The sequence below is a fragment of the Nocardioides sp. genome, assembly GCF_030149505.1.
Classification (GTDB): domain Bacteria; phylum Actinomycetota; class Actinomycetes; order Propionibacteriales; family Nocardioidaceae; genus Nocardioides.
This window is the reverse complement of record NZ_JASBRN010000026.1, coordinates 1-17359: the sequence shown is the minus strand read 5'-3', so window position 1 is coordinate 17359 and position 17359 is coordinate 1. Positions and strand designations below refer to the sequence as shown.

At 68.8% G+C, this 17359-nt stretch carries 15 protein-coding genes; 14 read left to right on the top strand and 1 reads right to left on the bottom strand.

Annotation, left to right across the window (positions count from 1 at the left end):
• Positions 1–177: 177 nt before the first annotated feature.
• Positions 178–1461, bottom strand: coding sequence for an aminotransferase class I/II-fold pyridoxal phosphate-dependent enzyme (locus tag Q1V71_RS05115; protein WP_300641373.1), 1284 nt, complete (start codon positions 1459–1461; stop codon positions 178–180).
• Between the two features lie 267 nt (positions 1462–1728).
• On the opposite strand from Q1V71_RS05115, the gene rplJ reads away from it, so the two are divergent.
• From rplJ to rpoB, 14 genes are all read left to right on the top strand, one after another.
• The gene (gene rplJ / locus Q1V71_RS05110) at positions 1729–2406 is read left to right on the top strand and encodes a 50S ribosomal protein L10 (protein ID WP_300641371.1); all 678 of its coding nucleotides are present in this window, start codon (positions 1729–1731) and stop codon (positions 2404–2406) included.
• Positions 2407–2489: 83 nt separating this feature from the next.
• On the top strand, positions 2490–2882 hold the full coding sequence (rplL, locus tag Q1V71_RS05105) for a 50S ribosomal protein L7/L12 (protein WP_300641369.1): 393 nt from the start codon (positions 2490–2492) through the stop codon (positions 2880–2882).
• 264 nt (positions 2883–3146) lie between these two features.
• Positions 3147–4100 (top strand): ABC transporter ATP-binding protein, encoded by a 954-nt coding sequence (locus Q1V71_RS05100; protein ID WP_300641504.1) that lies wholly within the window; start codon positions 3147–3149, stop codon positions 4098–4100.
• A gap of 16 nt (positions 4101–4116) precedes the next feature.
• Positions 4117–4902 (top strand): ABC transporter permease, encoded by a 786-nt coding sequence (locus tag Q1V71_RS05095; protein WP_300641367.1) that lies wholly within the window; start codon positions 4117–4119, stop codon positions 4900–4902.
• A 5-nt stretch (positions 4903–4907) separates the two neighbouring features.
• The gene (locus tag Q1V71_RS05090) at positions 4908–5735 is read left to right on the top strand and encodes an ABC transporter permease (protein ID WP_300641503.1); all 828 of its coding nucleotides are present in this window, start codon (positions 4908–4910) and stop codon (positions 5733–5735) included.
• Positions 5736–5739: 4 nt separating this feature from the next.
• Positions 5740–7020, top strand: a complete 1281-nt coding sequence (locus tag Q1V71_RS05085; protein ID WP_300641365.1) for an MCE family protein — start codon at positions 5740–5742, stop codon at positions 7018–7020.
• Positions 7017–8051 carry an MCE family protein gene (locus Q1V71_RS05080; protein ID WP_300641363.1) on the top strand — a complete coding sequence of 345 codons (1035 nt, stop codon included), beginning with the start codon at positions 7017–7019 and terminating at the stop codon, positions 8049–8051. Before Q1V71_RS05085 ends, Q1V71_RS05080 begins: the two co-directional genes overlap by 4 nt.
• Positions 8048–9028: an MCE family protein gene (locus Q1V71_RS05075; protein WP_300641361.1), complete on the top strand. Its 981-nt coding sequence runs from the start codon at positions 8048–8050 to the stop codon at positions 9026–9028. Before Q1V71_RS05080 ends, Q1V71_RS05075 begins: the two co-directional genes overlap by 4 nt.
• Positions 9025–10173, top strand: coding sequence for an MCE family protein (locus Q1V71_RS05070; RefSeq protein ID WP_300641359.1), 1149 nt, complete (start codon positions 9025–9027; stop codon positions 10171–10173). The genes Q1V71_RS05075 and Q1V71_RS05070 overlap by 4 nt, the downstream gene beginning before the upstream one ends.
• Positions 10170–11627 carry an MCE family protein gene (locus tag Q1V71_RS05065; RefSeq protein ID WP_300641357.1) on the top strand — a complete coding sequence of 486 codons (1458 nt, stop codon included), beginning with the start codon at positions 10170–10172 and terminating at the stop codon, positions 11625–11627. Before Q1V71_RS05070 ends, Q1V71_RS05065 begins: the two co-directional genes overlap by 4 nt.
• The gene (locus tag Q1V71_RS05060; protein ID WP_300641355.1) at positions 11624–12916 is read left to right on the top strand and encodes an MCE family protein; all 1293 of its coding nucleotides are present in this window, start codon (positions 11624–11626) and stop codon (positions 12914–12916) included. The genes Q1V71_RS05065 and Q1V71_RS05060 overlap by 4 nt, the downstream gene beginning before the upstream one ends.
• A gap of 2 nt (positions 12917–12918) precedes the next feature.
• The gene (locus Q1V71_RS05055) at positions 12919–13635 is read left to right on the top strand and encodes a hypothetical protein (protein ID WP_300641354.1); all 717 of its coding nucleotides are present in this window, start codon (positions 12919–12921) and stop codon (positions 13633–13635) included.
• The gene (locus Q1V71_RS05050; protein WP_300641353.1) at positions 13632–14540 is read left to right on the top strand and encodes a J domain-containing protein; all 909 of its coding nucleotides are present in this window, start codon (positions 13632–13634) and stop codon (positions 14538–14540) included. Before Q1V71_RS05055 ends, Q1V71_RS05050 begins: the two co-directional genes overlap by 4 nt.
• 265 nt (positions 14541–14805) lie before the next feature.
• The coding region (rpoB, locus tag Q1V71_RS05045; RefSeq protein WP_300641351.1) for a DNA-directed RNA polymerase subunit beta at positions 14806–17359 on the top strand (2554 nt) is incomplete at its 3' end.

Below are 17359 nucleotides of genomic sequence, written 5' to 3'. Positions count from 1 at the left end.
CTCGTTCGTCCCTCACGAGAAGGGGGCCAGTCCCATCCACGCTCCTCCGGGGGCGCGCTCGGGCCTGCCCCACGTCCGTGCGCCCGCCCGTCGGCGCCGGGGGCGACGCACCGGCCCCGACCCCCGCTGTGCGCGGTGGTCGGGGCCGGGTGGGCTGTGTCGCGGGGTGGCTGTCGTCTACCGCTTGGTGAGCGCCTCGGCGGCGGCGAGGGCCACACAGGTGGCGACGCCGGCCATGGCGGTCTCGACCTGGTCCAGGGGCGGGAAGGTCGGAGCGAGGCGGATGTTGCGGTCGCGGGGGTCCTGGCCGTGGGGGAAGGAGGCGCCGGCGGGGGTGAGGGCGATGCCGGCCTCCTTGGCCAGCTGCACGACCCGGGTGGCGGTGCCGTCCATGACGTCGAGGTTGACGAAGTAGCCGCCGGTGGGCTGGGTCCACTCGGCGACCTCGAGGCCCTCGAGCTCGCTGGCCAGGGCGTCCTGGACGGCGGCGAACTTCGGGGCGATGAGCTCGCGGTGCTTGCGCATGTGGGCGCGGACACCGTCGGCGTCGCCGAAGAACTCGACGTGGCGCAGGTGGTTGACCTTGTCGGGGCCGATGGAGGCCATGCCGAGGTGCTTCAGGAACCAGGCCTTGTTGGTCTCCGACATGGCCATCACGGCCACGCCGGCGCCGGCGAAGGTGATCTTCGAGGTCGAGGCGAACATGATCGGGCGGTCGGGGTGACCGTTGGCGGCGGCGATGGACAGGGCGTCGGCGCTCTTGACCTCGGTGTCGGTCAGGTGGTGCAGCGCGTAGGCGTTGTCCCAGAAGACCCGGAAGTCCGGGGCGGCGGTGGGCATGGACATGAGGGCGGTGGCGACCTCGACCGAGCAGACCGCGCCGGTGGGGTTGGCGTAGGTCGGGACGATCCACAGCCCCTTGACGGCGGGGTCGTCGGCGACGAGGGCGCGGACGGCGTCGACGTCGGGCCCGTCCTCGTCCATGGGGACCGTGACCATCTCGATGCCGAAGTCGGCCAGCATGGAGAAGTGGCGGTCGTAGCCGGGGACCGGGCAGACGAACTTGACGACCGGCTCGTCCTTCCAGGGGCGCTCGGAGCCGGGGCCGCCCCAGAGCAGGAGGTCGACGAGCGCCTGGTGCATCATCGTGAGGCTGGAGTTGCCGCCGCAGATGACCTGGGCGGTCTCGACCCCGAGCAGCTCGGCGAACATCTCGCGCAGCTCGAGCAGGCCCTCGAGGCCGCCGTAGTTGCGGACGTCCGCGCCGGAGCGGTCGGTGTGGCCGGTGGGCAGCGAGAGCAGTGCCTCGGAGAGGTCGAGCTGGTCGCTGGCCGGCTTGCCGCGGGTGAGGTCCAGCGTCAGCCCGCGCTCCTTGAGGGCGGCGTACGCCGCCTGCTTCTCGGCCAGGAAGGCGGCGAGCTCGTCGGCGGACAGCGAGGACAGCGGGGCGCGGTCGGTCATGGTGCCGATCCTGCCAGCCCGGGGGAGGGCCGACGGATTTGGTGGGCGAGCGTGGACCGCCGTACAGTTCACGCTCGTAACCAGAGACCGCCGGTCGGCGGGCTGCTCCGGCAGCCGGTCCGAAGGCCCCGCGAGAGCGGGCGACCTGCGCAGGTGAGCAGAGCCAGTCCCGGTCCGCCGGTTCCACGCCCTGAGCGCCCGCGCTCGGGGCGTTCGTGATTTGCACGGGTGCTTGGCGCGGTCTATCCAGCAGAAGTGAGGAGACCCATGGCGCGGGCAGACAAGCAGGCGGCCGTCGCGGAGATCGTTGAGTCGTTCAACGCCTCCGCTGGTGCCGTGCTGACCGAGTACCGCGGTCTCACCGTGAAGGAGCTGCAGGACCTCCGCCGCTCCCTCGGCGAGAACGCCACGTACGCCGTGGTCAAGAACACGCTGGCCAAGCTGGCCGCCAACGAGGTCGGCATCTCCGGCTTCGACGACCTGCTGACCGGCCCCACCGCGATCGCCTTCATCAACGGCGACGTGGTCGAGGCCGCCAAGGGCCTGCGTGACTTTGCCAAGGCCAACCCCACCCTCGTGATCAAGGGTGGTGTCCTGGACGGCAAGCCCCTCGACGCGGACGAGATCGCCAAGCTGGCGAGCCTCGAGTCGCGTGAGGTGCTCCTGGGCAAGATGGCTGGTGCGATGCTCGCGTCGCTCAGCCAGGCCGTCTACCTGCTCAACGCGCCCTTGGCCCAGGCCGCCCGTCTCGCGGGTGCGCTCCAGGCCAAGGCCGAGCAGGACCCCTCGATCCTCGCAGGTGGTGCCGCCACGTCCGATGTGGACAGCCCGGCCGCCGCCGAGGAGGCCCCTGCCGCGGACGCCGCGGACGAGGCCCCCGCTGACGAGGCCCCGGCCGCCGACGCCGCCGAGACCTCCGACGAGGGCGACACCGCCGAGGCCTGAGCACCCGCTCACCCCGGCACACCACCACCTGAAACCCGGTGGCGACCACGAGGTCGCGACCACCACACGGAAGGAACGCCACCATGGCGAAGCTGAGCACTGACGAGCTCCTCGACGCGTTCAAGGAGATGACCCTCATCGAGCTCTCCGAGTTCGTGAAGCAGTTCGAGGAGACCTTCGGCGTCACCGCCGCTGCCCCGGTCGCCGTGGCCGCCGCCCCCGCCGCCGGCGGTGCCGGCGGTGGCGACGACGCCGCTGCCGAGCAGGACGAGTTCGACGTGGTCCTCGAGGCCGCTGGTGACAAGAAGATCAACGTCATCAAGGAGGTGCGCGCCCTCACCTCCCTCGGCCTGAAGGAGGCCAAGGAGCTCGTCGAGGCCGCCCCCAAGCCGATCCTCGAGAAGGTCACCAAGGACGCTGCCGACAAGGCGAAGGAGGCCCTCGAGGCCGCCGGCGCCACCGTCTCGGTCAAGTGACCCACCGGCCGTAGCCCGGCTCCTCGGGCGCCGGCCACCACCTCGGCCCCGTCCCCCTCGTGGGGGCGGGGCCGAGGTGCATTTGCGCAGGTCATCGACGTGCCGTGGGACGTCGGTCAAGGTTGTGTCCCAAACCACGGAGTCACAGTGACGAGCGTGACAAAGTGCCGTAACCTCGCGGCGACAACGGCGTTGTTACTCGTGGGTGTGCGCAGCCACGAGGGAGGCAGCGCCGGGAGCAGCAGGACGAAGGAGCACACGTACATGGGCGTGGAGATCAAGGTCGAGCACCTGAGCAAGTCCTTCGGCAAGCAGCTCATCTGGGGTGATGTCACCCTGACCGTCCCCGCGGGCGAGATCTGCGTGATGCTCGGTCCCTCCGGCACCGGCAAGTCGGTCTTCCTCAAGACCCTCATCGGGCTGCTCAAGCCCGACCAGGGCTCGATCATCATCGAGGGCACCGACATCGCCTCCTGCTCGGAGAAGGAGCTCTACGAGATCCGCAAGCTGTTCGGCGTGCTGTTCCAGGACGGCGCGATGTTCGGCTCGATGAACCTCTACGACAACGTCGCCTTCCCGCTGCGCGAGCACACCAAGAAGTCCGAGTCCGAGATCCGCTCCATCGTGATGGAGAAGATGGACCTCGTCGGTCTCCTCGGCGCCGAGGACAAGCGGCCCGGCGAGATCTCCGGCGGCATGCGCAAGCGCGCCGGCCTGGCCCGCGCGCTGGTGCTGGACCCCGAGATCGTCCTGTTCGACGAGCCCGACTCCGGCCTGGACCCGGTGCGCACCGCGTTCCTGAACCAGCTCATCGTCGACCTCAACGCCCAGATCGACGCGACGTTCCTCATCGTCACCCACGACATCAACACCGCACGCACGGTGCCCGACAACATCGGGCTGCTCTACCACAAGCACCTGGCGATGTTCGGCCCGCGCGAGATGCTGCTCTCCTCCGAGGAGCCCGTGGTGCGCCAGTTCCTCAACGCCCAGCGCGTCGGCCCGATCGGCATGTCCGAGGAGAAGGACGCCGACGAGCTCGCCGCCGAGGCCGACCAGGAGCTGCCCCCGCTGCCGCCGATCCCGCTGCAGCTCGAGCCCTCCAACGGCATCCCGCGCCGCTCCCAGCGGGAGCCCGGCGCCTGGTGCCGCGAGCACGGCGTGACCCCGCCGCCGGGCTCGTTCGAGGAGAACATGACCATGACCACGGGCGCCTGAGGAGCACGAGACACCAGTGGCGTCCATCACCGCGACCAGGGCGCTCGCCCCCGTCGGAGCGGCAGGCAAGCTCTTCGCCTTCGCCCTCGACGTGCTGCGAGGCCTGTTCCGTCGCCCCTTCCAGCTGCGGGAGTTCATCCAGCAGGCCTGGTTCATCGCGTCGGTCACGATCGTTCCCACCGCGCTGGTGGCCATCCCCTTCGGCGCGGTCATCGCGCTGCAGGTCGGCGGACTGATCAAGCAGTTCGGTGCCCAGTCCTTCACCGGCTCGGCCTCGGTGCTCGCCGTGGTCCAGCAGGCCGCTCCCATCGCGACGGCGCTGCTCATCGCCGGTGCCGGCGGCTCCGCGATCGCCGCCGACCTCGGCGCCCGCAAGATCCGCGAGGAGCTCGACGCCATGATGGTGCTGGGCATCGACCCGATCCAGCGCCTGGTCGTCCCCCGCGTGCTCGCCGCCATCCTGGTCGCGGTCTTCCTCAACGGCCTCGTCTCCGTGGTCGGCGTGGCCGGCGGCTACGTCTTCAACGTGGTGCTCCAGGACGGCACACCAGGCGCCTACATCGCCAGCTTCACCGCGCTGGCCCAGCTGCCCGACCTATGGGTCGGCCTGGTCAAGGCCGCGATCTTCGGTCTCATCGCCGCGGTCGTGGCGGCCTACAAGGGCATGAACGCAGGGGGAGGACCCAAGGGCGTGGGTGACGCGGTCAACGAGTCGGTCGTCATCACGTTCGTCCTGCTGTTCATCGTCAACTTCGTCATCAGTGCGATCTACCTCCAGGTCGTCCCCCCGAAGACGGGTTGATGACGATGGCGAACCTCAAGTCGGTCTACACGCGCCCCCTGTCGTCGCTCGACGACCTGGGCAAGCAGCTCTCCTTCTACCTCCGTGCGCTCGCCGCGGCCCCGCAGGCCGCCGTGCGCTACCAGAAGGAGGTCCTGCGGATCCTCGCCGAGGTCACCCTCGGCTCGGGCTCGCTCGCCGTCATCGGCGGCACCGTGGGCGTCATCCTCTCGATGACCTTCTTCACCGGCGGCCAGGTCGGTCTCTCCGGCTACGCCGCGCTCGACCAGATCGGCACGGCGCCCTTCGCGGGCTTCGTCTCGGCCTACTTCAACACCCGCGAGATCGCCCCGCTGGTCGCGGGCATCGCGCTCGCGGCCACGGTCGGCTGCGGCTTCACCGCCCAGCTGGGCGCCATGCGCATCTCCGAGGAGATCGACGCCGTCGAGGTGATGGCCATCCCCTCGATGCAGTACCTCGTCTCCACCCGCATCGTCGGCGGCCTGATCGCGATCATCCCGCTCTACGTCGTGGGCCTGCTGTCGTCGTACTTCGCGACCCGGCTGACGGTCACGCAGTTCTACGGCCAGAGCGCCGGCACCTACGACCACTACTTCAACCAGTTCCTGCCGCCCGGCGACGTGCTGTGGTCCTTCGGCAAGGTGCTGGTCTTCGCCGTCGTCGTCATCCTGATCCACTGCTACTACGGCTACACCGCCTCCGGTGGACCAGCCGGCGTGGGCGTGGCCGTGGGCCGGGCGGTCCGGACGTCCATCGTGGCCGTCAACGTGATCGACCTGTTCCTGTCGATGGCGATCTGGGGCACCACCACGACCGTGAGACTGGCGGGATAGGGCGATGCTGAAGCAGTTCAAGATCCTCGGGGTCGTCTTCCTGGCGCTCCTGGTCACCGGCGTCTACCTCACCTACGCCGTGTTCACCAAGCAGTTCGCCGAGTACGACGAGGTGACGCTGCAGTCGTCGACCCTCGGCCTCCAGTTGCCCGAGCGCGGCGACGTCAAGATCCGGGGCGTCATCGTCGGTGAGGTCCTCGACTTCAAGCCCGTCGGTGACGGAGCTGAGATCACGCTGGGTCTCTACCCCGACGAGCGGGAGCAGATCCCGGCCGACGTCACTGGTCAGATCATCCCCAAAACGCTCTTCGGCGAGAAGTACGTCTCCCTGGAGATCCCCGAGAACTCCAGCGGGGAGTCCATCCAGGCCGGTGACGTCATCGAGCAGACCCAGATTGCGACCGAGGTCGAGGCGGTGCTGAACGACTTGTTCCCGCTGCTGCGCGCGGTCCAGCCCGCCGAGCTCAACATGACCCTGAACGCCCTGGCGACGGCGCTGGAGGGTCGAGGTGACCAGCTCGGTGACAACCTCGAGACCCTCGACAGCTATCTCAAGCGCTTCAACCCCCAGCTGCCGGCCCTGGTCGAGGACCTGCGCCTGACCTCGGAGTTCTCCGACATCTACGCCGACGTGCTGCCCGAAGTCGGGCAGATCCTGCGCGATCAGATCCTCACCCTCGGCACTCTCGAGCGTCGCGAGGACACCCTGAACGCGCTGTTCAACGACGTCTCGGCCTTCTCCGGGAGTGCGGAGGACTTTCTCGAGACCAACGGGGACAACCTCATCCGCCTGGGAGATGTCAGTCGGGACCCCGTCACGTTGCTGGCCAAGTACGCGCCCCAGTACCCCTGCTTGCTCAAGGGCCTGGTGAACGCCGGCGCCAACCTGGCTGAAGCGTTCCGCGACTTCACTCTGCACATCGTGCTGGAAACGTTGCGCAACCAACCCAGGCCCTACAACGTCAACGACAAGGCGCGCTTCGGCGAGAGTCGTGGCCCGACCTGCCTCAACCTGCCGAACCCGCCCTGGAACCAGGACAACCCCGTGCGTGCCCAACCCAACTTCGACGACGGTGTCGACGAGCCCACCGGCAAGGGCACGAGCCGCGTCGCGCCTGGCCCGTGGTTCCGCAGCAGCGAGGGGTACGCCGGCACGCCCGGTGAGTCCGCCCTGCTGAAGTCCCTGCTCGCCCCCGGCCTGGGCGTGGGCACCGACGAGGTCCCCGACCTCGGTCCGCTGCTGCTCGGTCCCCTCGCCCGTGGGGCGGAGGTGAGCATGCGATGAAGCTCCTCGACGCCAAGACCACCGGCGACCTCGTCCGGCTGCTGGTCTTCATCGTGGTCACGACCCTGGCCACCAGCCTGCTGGTGGTCATGGTCGGCAACCTCACCTTCGGTGAGTCCAAGAGCTACAAGGCCGAGTTCGTCGACGCCACCGGCGTGGTCACCGGCGACGACGTGCGGGTCGCGGGTGTGAAGGTCGGCAGTGTCACCGACGTCGAGATCGTCGATCGCACCCGGGCGCTGGTCAGCTTCGACGTGGACGCCGACGTGCCGGTGACCCTTGCCACCAACGCCGCCATCCGCTACCGCAACCTGGTCGGGCAGCGCTACATCTCGCTGACCCAGCAGGTGGGCGACACCACGCCGCTGGAGGAGGACGCGGTCATCGACGTCCGCAACACCAGCCCCGCCCTCGACCTCACGGTGCTCTTCAACGGCTTCAAGCCGCTGTTCCAGGCGCTCTCACCCGACGACCTCAACCAGCTCTCCTTCGAGATCGTGCAGGTCTTCCAAGGCGAGGGCGGCACGCTCGAGAGCCTGCTGGCCTCGACCGCCTCGGTCACCCAGACGCTCGCGGACCGCGACGAGGTCATCACCGACCTGATCGTCAACCTCGACGACGTGCTGGACCGGGTGGCCGACCGGGACGAGGAGCTGAGCGACCTGATCCTCACCTTCAAGCAGCTGGTCAAGGGTCTCAAGCAGGACCGCGGCCCGATCCTGGACTCGCTCGAGCAGATCTCGGCGCTGTCGGAGGAGACCGCCTCGCTGGTCACCGGCATCCGCAAGCCCTTCACCAACGACATCAAGCAGCTGCGCCGCTTCACCGACAACATCAACCGCAACAAGGGTGAGCTCGACCGTGCGCTGCAGGTGCTCCCGATCAAGCTGGAGAAGGTGGGTCGGACCGCGATCTACGGCTCCTACTTCAACTTCTACCTCTGCAACTTCGAGGGACGGGTCCGGCTCCCCGGTGGCACGCCGGTCCCGGTCGACTACAACGTGGGTGGAGCGAGGTGTGACCTCGGATGAAGCCCTTCCGTGAGCGCAACCCGGTCGTCATCGGCGCTATCAGCATCGCCGTGCTGGCGCTGCTCCTCGTGGGCGGCTTCCGGGCCCAGGACCTGCCGCTGATCGGCGGCGGGGACACCTACTACGCCAACTTCTCCGAGGCCGGCGGCGTCAAGGTCGGCGACGAGGTCCGCATCGCCGGAGTCCGCGTGGGTGCCGTGGAGAGCATCGAGCTCGACGGCAACCAGGTGCGCGTCGGCTTCCGCATCAAGACCGAGTCCCAGTTCGGCCCGACCTCGCGCGCCGACCTCAAGGTCAAGACGCTGCTCGGGGACATGTTCCTGGCCATCGAGCCCGCCGGCTCCGGCCAGATGGAGGAGGGTGCGACGATCCCGCGCGAGCGCACCAGCTCCCCCTACGACGTCGTGGAGGCCTTCGAGGGCCTCGCCGAGACCGCGGGCGACATCGACACCGACCAGCTGGCCCAGTCGCTGACCGTGCTAGCCGACCTGACCCGCAACACTCCCGAGGAGTTCCAGGGGGCCCTCGAGGGCGTCTCGGCCCTGTCGGCCAACGTGGCGGAGAAGAACGACCAGATCAACAGCCTGTTGCAGAACCTCGACCGGGTCTCGACGGTCCTCGACGATCGCGACGAGGACATCATCGAGCTCATGCGGGATGCGGACGTGCTCTTCCAGGCGCTCGTGGCCCGGCGCGACGCCGTCAACCGGCTCCTGGTCTCCACCTCCCAGCTGTCCCGCGAGCTGACTGCCCTGGTGCAGGACACCGAGGCCGATCTCCAGCCTGCGCTGGAGAGTCTCGAGGAGACGCTCGACGTGCTCAACAAGAACGAGGACAACATCGACGACTCGCTGCGGTTGATGGCGCCCTTCTACCGCGTCTTCGCCAACACCCTGGGCACCGGTCCCTGGTTCGACATCTACATCCAGAACCTGCCCCCGGTCCCCGACCTGCTGAATGGTGGTGGCCTCGGATGAGTAGCGTGCTGTCGGTCGTGCGCACGATCGCGGTGCCCCTCGTGGTGCTCGCACTGGTCGTCACGGCCGCCCTGACGATCTTCGGCGGCGAGGAGCGCAAGACCCTCACCGCATCCTTCCCTCGGACCGTCTCGGTCTACGAAGGTTCCGACGTGCGCGTCCTGGGTGTCCCCGTCGGCACCGTCGACTCGGTGACGCCCTCGGGCACCGAGGTCCTGGTCACCATGAGCTACGACGCCGACGTGCAGCTGCCCGCCGACGCGTCCGCGGTGATCATCGCTCCCTCGATCGTGGGCGACCGGTTCATCCAGCTCACCCCGGCCTACGCCGGTGGAGAGGTGCTGGAGACCGGCGAGGTCCTGGGAGTAGACCGCACCGCCACCCCGCTCGAGCTCGACGACATCTACGACAGCCTCGACGACCTCACCGTTGCCCTGGGCCCCAACGGCGCCAACCAGGACGGGGCGCTCACCGACCTGCTCGAGGTCACCGCGGAGAACTTCGGGGGTCAGGGTGCCCGGTTCAACCAGACCATCTCCGACTTCAGCGACCTCAGCGTGACCCTGGACGAGAACAAGGAGGAGCTCTTCTCCTCCCTGACCGAGGTGCAGGCCTTCGTCGGCACGCTGGCGGAGAACGACGAGACCGTGCGGCAGTTCAACACCTCGCTCGCCTCGGTGAGCGACCTGCTGGCCGGTGAACGGGACGAGCTCGTGGCCTCCCTCGACAACCTCGGCACCGCTCTGGGTCGAGTGAAGGACTTCGTGGACACCAACGAGGCCGTCCTGGGTCGTGACATCGCCAAGCTCAACCGGGTCGCCCGCGTGCTGGTCAAGCAGCGCGCCAACCTCGAGGAGGTCCTCGCGGTCGCCCCGCTGGCGCTGAACAACCTCGCGCTGACCTACAACCCGCAGGCCGGCACCCTCGACGCGAACGCCAACATCGCCAACATCGCGGGCCAGCTCTCCAGCGATCCAGCCCTGATCCTGTGTACGGCCGTCAACCAGATCGATCCGACCCGAGCGCTGTGCGACCTGCTGCAGTCCCAGACGCCGCGCGCCGGGGCCCTCGCAGGGGCGGCGCCGCTGCTCGCCCCGCCGGTCTCGGACCCGACGCTGGGCGGTCTCGTGGAGGTGACCCGATGACGCGCTCTACGACGCTGCGCCGCACCCGGTTCGTGCTGGGCATGATGATCGCCTCGGTGACCCTGTCGGCCTGCGAGTTCGACATTTACTCCCTTCCGCTGCCGGGTGGTCCCGACACCGGCGAGGACCCGATCACGATCACCGCGCAGTTCGCCGACGTGCTCGACCTGGTCCCCAAGTCCACGGTGAAGGTCAACGACATCACGGTCGGCAAGGTGACCGACGTGGACCTCGAGGGCTACACCGCCACGGTGACCATGGAGCTGCGCAGCGACGTCGACCTGCCCGATGACGCGGTCGCGCGCCTGCGCCAGACCTCCCTGCTCGGTGAGAAGTTCGTCGAGCTCGACGTGCCGCCCTCTGGTGGCAGCGAGGAGCGCCTCGGCGACGGCGACGTCATCGAGATCGAGAGCACCGGTCGCAATCCCGAGGTCGAGGAGGTGTTGGGGGCGCTGTCCCTGGTCCTCAATGGCGGCGGCGTGGCGCAGCTGAAGACCATCTCCTCCGAGCTCAACAACGCCCTGGAGGGTCGCGAGGACTCCGCCCGCTCGGTGCTCCAGCAGGTCGACACCCTGGTTGGCACGCTCGACGAGAACAAGGACGACGTCGTGGAGGCGATCCAGCGACTCAACCAGCTGGCGATCTCGGTGCGTCAGCAACAGGACACCATCGACGACGCGCTCGACGAGCTGCCCAGTGCGCTGCGATCGCTGGACAGCCAGCGCGAGGACCTGGTGCGGATGCTCCAGGCCCTCAACGAGCTCGGTGACGTGGGTGTCCGGGTGATCCAGCAGTCCAAGGACACCACCATCGAGACCATCCGGCAGCTGCAGCCGGTGCTCACCGAGCTGGCCAACTCCGGCGACTCCTTCGTCAAGGCTTTCAACGTGGCGCTCACCTTCCCCTTCGTGGACGAGGTGGTCGGCCGCGATCCGCAGGTGGCCCGGAACCTGCACATGGGCGACTACACCAACCTCTCGGTCCAGCTGGAGGTGGATCTCTCCCTGGGACTGGACGGCGTGCCCACGAGCCTGCCCACGATCCTGCCGACCGAGCTCAACCCGACAGCCGTGGTCGGCGCGGTGGCCGAGTGCCTCGCCAGCGTCAACCTGGAGTCCGAGGCTTGCCAGAAGGTGCTCAACAGCGTCACGCTCCTGCTCGAGCTCCGAGAGGAGTGCGCCAGACCCAAGAACGCCGACGTCGTGGTGTGCACCTTGCTCAACCTGGTGCCGGGTCTCCCCGACCTGCCCGGTCTCGGTGGTATCGAGCTCCCTCTGCTCGGTGACATCTTCGGCGGGACGTCCGGCGGAGACAGTGGCGCGGGCCTGCCGCTGCCCCGTCCGGCGCCGGGCTCGGCCGGAAAGGCCCCGCAGGGCCCGACCGTCGCCCAGCTGACCGAGCTCTACGACGCCGACCTGGTCGGCCTGATGGTCCCGGGGATGGTGGTGTCGTGATCACCCGTCGCACCAAGGTGCAGCTGCTGGTCTTCGTGGTGATCACGCTGGTCGGAGTCAGCTTCACGGGCGCGCGCTACGCCAAGCTCGACCGACTCTTATACGACAGCAGCTACACCGTGACCGCGCACTTCGCCTCCTCGGGTGGGATCTTCGCCGGCGGTGAGGTCACCTACCGCGGCGTCAAGATCGGCACCGTGGAGCGGATGACGCTGACCGACGAGGGGGTCGACGTCGACCTCGCGATCGACAACGAGTTCGACGACATCCCCGCCGAGACCCTGGCGCTGGTGGGCAACAAGTCGGCCGTCGGCGAGCAGTACGTCGAGCTCCAGCCGACCTCCGACGAGGCGCCCTACCTCGAGGACGGCTCGGAGATCGCCGTCGAGGACACCCGCACCCCGATCCAGGTCGAGAGGCTGCTGACCAACCTGGCCACCACGGTGGGCTCGGTCGAGCTCGACGCCCTGCGCACCACGGTCTCCGAGCTGGGCTCGGCTTTCGCCGGCACCGGCAAGGACCTGCAGAAGATCCTGGATGCCGGAGACGGCTTCATCAACGCCGCCAACGACAACTTCGACACCACCACGGCGCTGATCCGCGATGCCAACACCGTGCTGACAGGCCAGATCGACTCCGAGAGCTCGATCCGCTCCTTCGCACGGGACCTGTCACTGTTCACCGGCGCTCTGGCCGATGCCGACCCGGCGGTCAACCGGCTGCTCGACAACGGCTCGACCGCGGCGGTGGCGCTGCGGCAGCTGATCGAGGACAACGAGGTGGAGCTGGGCGACCTGGTCAACAACCTCGTCACGACGGGCGAGATCGTGAGCCGCCGTCTGCCCGGCCTCGAGCAGATCCTGGTGATCTACCCCTACGTGGTGGAGGGCGGCTTCACCGTCGTCTCCAAGACACCCGAGACCGGACTCTACGACGCGCACTTCGGCCTGATCCTCACCACGCAACCGATCTGCAGGGAGGGTTACGAGGGCACCGACCGGCGCCCGCCGCAGAACGGCGAGAACCGGCCGATGAACGAGCAGGCCCGCTGCGACGAGCCGCCGACGGTCACCAACGCCCGTGGTGCGCACACCGTCTACGACCGGTTCCGCGCGCCGGCCGACTACGACGCCCCCGTGGTGGCGTCCTACGACCCGGACAGCGGCCGCCTCACCTGGGGCGACCGGGTCCCTGGGTCCCAGTCCTCCCCCGGTACGGTGGCTCCTCGCACCCTGGGGAAGGAGTCCTGGAAGTGGCTGTACCTCCAGCCCCTCACGTCGGGTCGGTGACCGTGGAGCAAAGCTCTCCCGAGGACGGGACCCCCAGCGCCGCGTCGGCGTCGCGGGGGTTCCGTCTCGGGCTGACGGTCGCGCTGGTCCTGGTGCTCGTGGGCTCGCTCGCCTGGACCGGCTACCTCGTCGCCACCCGCACCTCCGGCGCGACCGGCAACCTGGCCGAGCGCGTCGGCACGGTCCTGACCGGTGACAACGTGGTCGCCGCGGAGCGCGAGCGGGTCATGGACGTCGCCTCGCAGTTCATGCTCCGGGTCAACTCCTACGGCCCCGACGACCTCGCCGAGGACGGCACCATGCCGGAGTACCGCGAGAGCGTCGCCGAGCTGATCACCCCGGCTTTCCGAGCCGATTTCGACACGCAGGTCGGCACGGCCGAGCAGACCGTCGTGCAGGCCCAGCTCGGTCGTGAGGCCGAGGTTTACGGCACCGGCGTCTCGACGATGGACGCCGACTCCGCGACCGCACTGGTGGCCGGCGCCTTCACCAACACCTACCCCGGCAACGGCCGTCAGGCCGACGAGCGGGTCGAGTCCGAGCCCGCTTCGTTCCGGGTCCGGGTCACCCTGGTCAAGGTTGCGGGGGAGTGGCTGGTCGACGACTTCGCCCCGGTCACGGGTGCCGGCGTGTCCCTCGAGGATCCCGCCGCCTCCGGTGCGCCCGGTGACGACCCGGCGGTCCCGCCGACCGACGAGGCCCCGGAGGAGCAGCAGTGAGCGCCGGACCGAGCTGGTACGACGTCCTCGACGTCGAGCCCGACGCCTCGCCCGAGGAGATCCGCGCCGCGTGGCGGGCCGGCATCGCCGACCTCGACCCGACCGAGCGACGGTTCCGCTCGCTGAACCAGGCCGCGGAGGTGCTGCTCGACGAGCAGTCGCGAGCGGCGTACGACGCCGAGCTGGCGGGTGGGGGAGCCCCCTCCGCTGGTCGAGGTGCGAGCACCCCTTCCGCTGGTCGAGGTGCGAGCGGAGCGAGCCACGAGACCCCTGCGGCCGGGAAGCGACCCCGCCTCCAGCGCCGGGAGAAGACCGCCACCTCGGCTGCTGGTCGAGGTGCGAGCGCAGCGAGTCACGAGACCCCTGGGTCGACCGCGCCGTCCCGCCTCCCGCTGGTGCCGGCCTGGCTGCTCGTCCTCGCCGCGGTCCTGGCCACCCTGGGGGTGGTGACCGCCACCCTCGCCTCCGTCCAGGCGGGCGAGCCGGTCAGCGACGAGGGTGGGGCGCTGGTCGAGCAGTCGGCCGAGGAGGCGAGGGCCGCGGCCGTGCGCGCCATCGTCCCGGTGCTCTCCTACGACTACCGCACCCTGGAGGAGGACGCCGCGGCGGCGCGCTCCTACATGACGTCGGCCTACCAGGAGGAGAAGTACGACCCGCTGTTCGAGGTGATCGCCGAGAACGCTCCCAGGACCGAGACAGTGGTGGGTCCGGTACAGGTGGTGGACAGCGCTGTATCGCGTGCCGGGAATGACCGCGTCCAGATCCTCCTCTTCGTCGACAGGGCGCGCACGAATGCTCAGGTCGAGGAGCCCGATGTCTTCAAGGATCAAGTCACTGTGACGATGGTCCCCAGCGAAGGACAATGGCTCATCGACGACCTGGCCACGACCCCCATCGCGGACTGAGCGCGGCCCGGGCAGGCTCGCTCTCGGGCGTGCGGGGGCGGGTGCGGCCGTCCACATCGGTGCCCCCGGGGTGCTTGACCTCGGCGCCCCGGAGCCGCACACTCGTCGGGACGTCGATCTGAGTGGACGCCGTTCTTGTGGCGTGCCCGACGTTCAGGTAATGTGGCGCTTTGCGCCTGCCCTCAAATGCTCTTCAGCCTGTCCGGTGGCTGTCGAAGTGGGGGGCCGTGCGCCATCGATGAGTTGACCCGTCGAAGGATCCCTCTTGGCTGCGCCTGCCTCCACCCCGCTCAACCCCTCCGGCTCCCGCCGCACCTCGTTCGCGAAGATCGCCGAACCTCTCGAGGTTCCCCAGCTCCTCTCCCTGCAGACCGACAGCTTCGACTGGCTCGTCGGCAACGACAAGTGGACCGCCGAGGTCGAGCGTCGGCGGGCCGAGGGCGAGGACGTCTCCGAGAAGTCCGGTCTCCAGGAGATCTTCGAGGAGATCTCCCCGATCGAGGACTTCTCCGAGACCATGTCGCTCTCGTTCGAGAACCCGGTCTTCTACGACCCGAAGTACTCCGTGGACGAGTGCAAGGAGAAGGACTTCACCTACTCCGCGCCGCTCTACGTCTCCGCCGAGTTCACCAACAACGACACCGGTGAGATCAAGGGCCAGACGGTCTTCATGGGCGACTTCCCGCTCATGACGCCCAAGGGCACCTTCGTCATCAACGGCACCGAGCGCGTCGTGGTCTCCCAGCTGGTCCGCAGCCCGGGTGTCTACTTCGAGCGCACCGCCGACAAGACCTCCGACAAGGACATCTACACCGCCAAGCTCATCCCGAGCCGTGGCGCGTGGCTGGAGTTCGAGATCGACAAGCGCGACATGGTCGGCGTCCGCCTCGACCGCAAGCGCAAGCAGAACGTCACCGTGCTGCTCAAGGCCCTCGGCTGGACCAACGAGCAGATCCGCGAGGAGTTCGGCGAGTACGCGTCGATGATGCTGACCCTGGAGAAGGACCACACCCAGGGTCAGGACGACGCGCTGCTCGACATCTACCGCAAGCTGCGCCCGGGCGAGCCGCCGACGCGTGAGGCCGCGCAGACGCTGCTGAACAACTACTACTTCAACCCCAAGCGCTACGACCTGGCCAAGGTCGGTCGCTACAAGATCAACAAGAAGCTCGGCCTGACCGAGGCCTTCGACCAGCAGACGCTGACCGTGGACGACGTCGTCGCCGCGATCAAGTACATCGTCGCGCTGCACGACGGCCGCGAGCAGATCGAGGCGCCCCAGGGCACCCTCGACATCTCCGCCGACGACATCGACCACTTCGGCAACCGCCGCATGCGCACCGTGGGCGAGCTGATCCAGAACCAGCTGCGCACCGGCCTGGCGCGCATGGAGCGCGTGGTCCGCGAGCGGATGACGACCCAGGACGTCGAGGCGATCACGCCGCAGTCGCTGATCAACATCCGGCCCGTCGTCGCGGCGCTGAAGGAGTTCTTCGGCACCTCGCAGCTGAGCCAGTTCATGGACCAGACCAACCCGATCGCCGGTCTGACCCACAAGCGCCGTCTCTCCGCGCTCGGCCCGGGTGGTCTCTCCCGCGACCGCGCCGGCATGGAGGTCCGCGACGTCCACCCCTCGCACTACGGCCGCATGTGCCCGATCGAGACCCCTGAGGGCCCGAACATCGGCCTGATCGGCTCGCTCGCGTCCTACGGGCGGATCAACCCGTTCGGCTTCGTGGAGACGCCCTACCGCAAGGTGGAGAACGGTCGGGTCACCGACCAGATCGACTACCTCACCGCCGACGACGAGGACCGGGTCGTCATCGCGCAGGCCAACGCGGCGCTCGACGCCGACGGCCGCTTCGTGGACGAGCGCGTGCTCGTGCGCCAGCGCGACGGGGAGGTCTCCGAGCTCCTCGCCGACGAGGTCGACTACATGGACGTCTCGCCGCGCCAGATGGTGTCGGTCGCGACGGCCCTGATCCCCTTCCTCGAGCACGACGACGCCAACCGTGCGCTCATGGGCGCCAACATGCAGCGCCAGGCCGTGCCGCTGATCCGCAGCGACAGCCCGCTGGTCGGCACCGGCATCGAGTACCGCGCCGCGGTCGACGCGGGTGACGTGGTCGTCGCCGAGGCCGCCGGTGTGGTCAAGGAGGTGTCCGCCGACCTCATCGAGACGATGAACGACGACGGCACCTACTCCTCCTACCGCCTGGCCAAGTTCAAGCGCTCCAACCAGGGCACCTGCATCAACCAGCGCCCGCTGGTCGCCGAGGGCGACCGGGTCGAGGTCGGCTCGCCGATCGCCGACGGCCCGTGCACCGACGACGCCGAGATGGCGCTGGGCACCAACCTGCTGGTCGCCTTCATGCCGTGGCAGGGCCACAACTACGAGGACGCGATCATCCTGTCGCAGCGCCTCGTGCAGGAGGACGTGCTCACCTCGATCCACATCGAGGAGCACGAGGTCGACGCCCGCGACACCAAGCTGGGTCCGGAGGAGATCACCCGCGACATCCCGAACGTCGGCGAGGACATGCTCGCCGACCTCGACGACCGCGGCATCATCCGCGTCGGCGCCGAGGTCGGCCCCGGCGACGTGCTCGTCGGCAAGGTCACGCCGAAGGGCGAGACCGAGCTCACCGCTGAAGAGAAGCTCATCCGGGCGATCTTCAAGGAGAAGGCTCGCGAAGTCCGCGACACCTCGCTCAAGGTTCCGCACGGTGAAGGCGGCGTCGTCATCGACGTGCTGACCTTCAGCCGCGACGACGGCGACGATCTGGCCCCCGGGGTCAACGATCTGGTCCGCGTCTACG